Source organism: Microcoleus sp. S13_C3 (assembly GCF_036700905.1).
In the GTDB taxonomy this organism is placed as follows: domain Bacteria; phylum Cyanobacteriota; class Cyanobacteriia; order Cyanobacteriales; family Microcoleaceae; genus Microcoleus.
Genome location: NZ_JAUBPT010000289.1, coordinates 1 through 4,472, shown reverse-complemented (window position 1 = coordinate 4,472; position 4,472 = coordinate 1). Strand labels below are relative to the sequence as shown.

At 39.9% G+C, this 4,472-nt stretch carries 7 protein-coding genes; 3 read left to right on the top strand and 4 right to left on the bottom strand.

Annotated elements, in window-relative coordinates; translation table 11 throughout:
• The first annotated feature begins 91 nt into the window (after positions 1 to 91).
• The 3 genes from QUA16_RS35820 to QUA16_RS35810 all read left to right on the top strand — a co-directional run bounded on the left by QUA16_RS35820 (position 92) and on the right by QUA16_RS35810 (position 2,545).
• A complete protein-coding gene (locus QUA16_RS35820; protein WP_333109519.1) occupies positions 92 to 904 on the top strand; it encodes a clostripain-related cysteine peptidase in 813 nt (270 codons plus the stop codon).
• A 165-nt stretch (positions 905 to 1,069) separates the two neighbouring features.
• Entirely contained in the window at positions 1,070 to 1,435 is a 366-nt protein-coding gene (locus QUA16_RS35815; RefSeq protein ID WP_333109518.1) for a hypothetical protein, read from the top strand.
• A gap of 138 nt (positions 1,436 to 1,573) precedes the next feature.
• Positions 1,574 to 2,545 (top strand): Rpn family recombination-promoting nuclease/putative transposase, encoded by a 972-nt coding sequence (locus QUA16_RS35810; RefSeq protein ID WP_333109517.1) that lies wholly within the window; start codon positions 1,574 to 1,576, stop codon positions 2,543 to 2,545.
• A gap of 159 nt (positions 2,546 to 2,704) precedes the next feature.
• On the opposite strand, the gene QUA16_RS35805 is transcribed toward QUA16_RS35810, so the two are convergent.
• The 4 genes from QUA16_RS35805 to QUA16_RS35790 form a co-directional block, all read right to left on the bottom strand.
• Positions 2,705 to 3,208 carry a DUF2243 domain-containing protein gene (locus QUA16_RS35805; protein WP_333109516.1) on the bottom strand — a complete coding sequence of 168 codons (504 nt, stop codon included), beginning with the start codon at positions 3,206 to 3,208 and terminating at the stop codon, positions 2,705 to 2,707.
• 275 nt (positions 3,209 to 3,483) lie between these two features.
• A complete protein-coding gene (locus QUA16_RS35800; protein WP_333109515.1) occupies positions 3,484 to 3,735 on the bottom strand; it encodes a type II toxin-antitoxin system PemK/MazF family toxin in 252 nt (83 codons plus the stop codon).
• The gene (locus QUA16_RS35795) at positions 3,729 to 3,977 is read right to left on the bottom strand and encodes a hypothetical protein (protein ID WP_333109512.1); all 249 of its coding nucleotides are present in this window, start codon (positions 3,975 to 3,977) and stop codon (positions 3,729 to 3,731) included. The genes QUA16_RS35800 and QUA16_RS35795 overlap by 7 nt, the downstream gene beginning before the upstream one ends.
• A 121-nt stretch (positions 3,978 to 4,098) precedes the next feature.
• On the bottom strand, positions 4,099 to 4,323 hold the full coding sequence (locus tag QUA16_RS35790) for a hypothetical protein (protein WP_333109510.1): 225 nt from the start codon (positions 4,321 to 4,323) through the stop codon (positions 4,099 to 4,101).
• Positions 4,324 to 4,472: the final 149 nt, after the last annotated feature.

Sequence of the window (4,472 nt, the reverse complement as noted above, 5' to 3'; positions counted from 1 at the left end):
GTCGCTAATTTAAGATGATTGCATTTACGTCATACAGCCTAGTTACACAAAGGCTTTAATTGTTTTTGGAGATGTCTATAGTGGAACGCTTATGGAAATCAGCCCCGACGAACATCCTACCTCCCCTTATATTTCAGAAATTAGATGGATGAATCTTCAAAAAATAAATCAAGTTATATTTAATTTTAACCAATCTGTAAAGGGAAATCTCGAATTATTATTTTTCCAAAATTGTAACAAAGGAAATATTGAAGTACACCATACCTTCCAAAATACTGCTAAGTATACGCTTTCATCTCAACTCCAACTGGGAGCGCCCAATTACTATTATGAGCAATCGTTAAGTTATTTGAGCGATTATCCAGACATTGATGGTTCCCAGCTAGCCAAAAAGATTATGGATTGTGAACGACCGGATATGTACCATAGTTTGACATTGACTAACAATCATTATTTCCGCTATTTTCCCGAAAAAGTTAATGTTGTGATTGATTCTATTTTGCAAGCAGATATTGTGCCTGTAAAACTTTTTATCTCCTCAATTTTAGGGCCGGAAGTCAATTTTTCCAATAACAATACTGTAGTAGTTTATCATAGCTCTGGAGAAACCTTTGTTGATTTCGCAAATTTTTTACAAAAACTTACCCAATTATCAGGTGCAAGTCCGTCAGCTTGTAACGATTTACTCTTATTTTTAAATGATTTTCTCATTCAGAGAGTGCAACAGCATGGTGAATTACTTGACTCAAGAATTAGGCATAAGTATAAAAACTTATCAGGCTTAGGATTATTTTTACCTAGAAATCGGCAGAAACTGGAAAAGTATTTGTATTTATCGGTTTATTCAGACTTAAAACTTGTAGAGCTTTTTGAGGCAGTTGTATTCGAGACAAAAAAGAACTAAAGATATTGGGGATATTTTACTTTCGCGACTTCACAGAAGCAGTCAGAGAAGTAAAACAACTGCCAGCATTCGCTCCCAATTCCCACTTCCCAATGCTATAATATAAATAGCAGAATCAAAGCCCTGCTGCTAACCCCACACACAAGGTTATAGGAGTTAAGTCAAATGGCAAACAAACTCCAAGTCAATACACAGTCGCTCGGCTACAGCGACTTTTACTGGAACCGCTTTAGTCCGAGAGTTGCGACTATCAGCAGCGTCCGCAACGCCAATCACTGGGAGGGCGGATTTATCACCTATATTGCATTTCCCACAAAAGTAGAAGCTACAGCAGCAATGAAATATTTGCTCTTGCATCAAAAAGCTGCTGATGTCGATATGCGGAAAGCCAAGCGCATGAAAGCAAAAGGCATTCGGTGGGAACTCAAAATTCGGGGTTTAGCTTTTAATGAAGTGCTGAAGCTTGCGACGATGGATATAACTGGAAAGCTAGTTATGTCACATGCAACTACTACTGAAGCCACAGGCTGATAAAAGCATTCAGATAATAGGTTGGGTTGAGACAACAAAACCCAACCCTTCCAATATTAGCCAATATCCATCTTCCTCTCTTTTCTCCTCCTCTGCGTCCTCTGCGCCCTCTGCGGTAAAAAAAATCCTCTAAAATATATGCGTTTCATCAGCCCCAAAACAGACTTTGCATTCAAAAAAATATTCGCATCTTCCGAACATCCAGAAATTTTAATCAGCTTCCTAAATGCAATGCTGTATAACGGAGAACCTACAATTCAAGAATTAGAAATAATTGACCCTTATTCAGCCGGCAGCGTTACAGGATTGAAAGACACTTACCTCGATGTCAAAGCCAAGATTACGGGCAACAAAACCGTGATTGTGGAAATGCAGGTACTCAACGTCGCCGCCTTTGAAAAACGGGTAGTGTACAATGCAGCTAAAACCTATTCAACTCAACTCAAAGCTGGAGACGGTTACTTAAGATTAAACCCAGTCATTGCTTTAACCATCACCGACTTTATCTTATTTGAAAACACCGAAAAACTCATCTCTAACTTTGAATTCACAGAAACCGAAGAGAAATTCGTCTATCCCAACTGCGAGTTAAAGTTAGTGTTTGTCGAGTTACCGAAATTCAAAAAAGAATTGAATGAACTCGAAACTCTGCCGGAAAAATGGCTCTACTTTATGAAAAACGCGCCCTCTTTGGAAGCAGTACCAGATACATTGGGGTCTATTGAAGAGATTAATACCGCGCTGGGAATTGCCAACCGAGCAAATTTGACACTAGACGAATTGAATGATGTAGACAAACGAGAAATGTTTATCCAAGACCAAATCGGGTCTGTGATGAAAGGGATAGAAATTGGTATACAACAGGGGATTGAACAGGGAATACAACAGGGAATCGAACAGGGAATTGAACAGGGAATCGAAAGGGGGAAAATTGAGGGGGAAATAGGATTAATTATGCGTCAGATAGTGCGGCGGGTGGGTGAGGTAACACAGGAAGTTCAAACTCGCATCCAGGGGTTATCTGGGGAACAGTTAGATGATTTAGGAGAAGCTTTGTTGGATTTTAGGAGTCAAGAGGATTTGATTGTGTGGTTGGAGTCGGCGGGATGAACTGATGAGTTAAAAAGAGACTCAATCGATTTTAGATTTTAGATTTTAGATTTTAGATTGAAGCATTGAGCCCACGGATAAATTCGGGGGCTTGTTTATCGGATACAAGTCAGGGATTTTTAACGCGGATTTGATATAATTCTCAATCTCTGCATTCATTTAAACTTTAGTATCTGCGGGAACTTCCCTCTGTACCAGCATCCAACCTAACACCGCTAAAATAAGACCGAGAATGAGAAATCCTAAATCCCAAGCTAACTCGTTGATACCGGGTTTGACGTGGTGGATTCCCAAAATTTGATGGTCAACAATGCCTTCAACAAAGTCAAACAATCCAGCACCAATTAATATTGAACCGAAAAAAGTTTGAGTTGACAAAGGAACATCTTTGCGCTTCACAGCACTCCACAAACAGAAGATTCCCGCCACTGTTACCAACCAATCCGCAGCGTGAAACAATCCATCTCCGAGGGTATTTAATTCTAAACCGGCAACGGTAGCATCTGTTTTAACGCTGCTAAACATATGGTGCCACTGGAGGAGTTGGTGCAGCACAATGCCGTCAAAAAATCCGGATTGACCGATACCGAGGAGAATTCCTGCGATAATTAGAGGTTGGCGGTTGTTAGCTGCGGTTGCTGGTGGGTTTGTGCGATCGTCCAATGGAAAACCTCAGATTATTTAACTGCTGAGCCTGGGTCTGTGAAGGGATTTACCAGTACATTTTTTAGTTTTGCTGGGGAGGAGGGGCGATCGCATCACCCGCGAGATAGATTTCTGGATACTCTTGATGCTTAATGCCAACTACAAACCTAGTTTATAATTTGATTAACTATTCATCAACAGTCATATTCTCAAACAAAATAGGTTGAATTCGCTTCAAAACTTCCTCAATTATATCTGATCGACATTCACTAAGAAAACTTGCTTGCCTTGCGCTATAATCTTGCATAACGGAGTTGATCCGTCATAATTACACCTGTTATCGTTTCACCTTCGGGAATGGGAACATAAAACGGATTTTTGCGTTGTGTGTTACTAATGGGACAGACGAACACAAACCCCATTTTTCGGTTAAATTTAGTTTGACTCACAACCAGTGCAGGCCTAGTCCCCATTTGTTCGTGTCCTGCTTGAGGGTCAAAATTGAGGCGAATAAAATGACCTCGTTCGGGGATATAGTTTACCAAACTTCCTCTCCTTCTGGTTTTCCCCAAGAGACTTCTTCGCTAGATTCTATTTCGCCTGCCAATAATTCATCTAGGGTATACTTTGATATTTTATTATTTACAGGCTCTATGACCAGTTTCCCATTTTCTATGCTGCCAATTACTGAATCTTCGGCTTTAAGGTTGAGAAACTTTACTATGTAGTCTGGTATTGGCAAAGCCAAGGAATTACCTAATTTGCTGATGTGTATTTTGGCTGTCATACATTTGCGATGTTAACACTCAGGTTTATTTATTGTAACACAATATTGGGCGGGGCGGGTTTATTGAGATTGCTGTTTATAAACATAGAGGTTGGTGAACCCGCCCTTACATAACCTTTGTCTATGCAAACACTGCTTCTACGGCTTTCGGCAATTCTATCGGCACGAAATATACGACTGGATACAAATAATCTTCATCTGATTCATCAATGACTCGGATAAATTGATGTTCCCCAGCGCGATTATCGGGTATGATTCGATAGATTTTTCGCACTTCCAAGGATGCTGGATAGTCTTGATTGTTAATGCAAACTACAAATTGTGTTTCTAAGTTAAACTTCAACATATTTGCATAAAGTAGTCGGTTCAGAAGCAGTTAACTCTGTCAACAAAATCGTCCCCTCAGTTGTCAATTCCCATAGACATCTCCAAAATAGTAACACTTCGTGGTAATATCACATCATAAAGGTTTTTTGACACAGAAACATGAGCGAC

What these genes read in the sequence shown, in the direction of transcription:
- QUA16_RS35820 (WP_333109519.1), top strand. Translation starts at nt 92, where the DNA reads ATGGAAATCAGCCCCGACGAACATCCTACCTCCCCTTATATTTCAGAA.
- QUA16_RS35815 (WP_333109518.1), top strand. Translation starts at nt 1,070, where the DNA reads ATGGCAAACAAACTCCAAGTCAATACACAGTCGCTCGGCTACAGCGAC.
- QUA16_RS35810 (WP_333109517.1), top strand. Translation starts at nt 1,574, where the DNA reads ATGCGTTTCATCAGCCCCAAAACAGACTTTGCATTCAAAAAAATATTC.
- QUA16_RS35795 (WP_333109512.1), bottom strand. Translation starts at nt 3,977, where the DNA reads ATGACAGCCAAAATACACATCAGCAAATTAGGTAATTCCTTGGCTTTG.
- QUA16_RS35790 (WP_333109510.1), bottom strand. Translation starts at nt 4,323, where the DNA reads ATGTTGAAGTTTAACTTAGAAACACAATTTGTAGTTTGCATTAACAAT.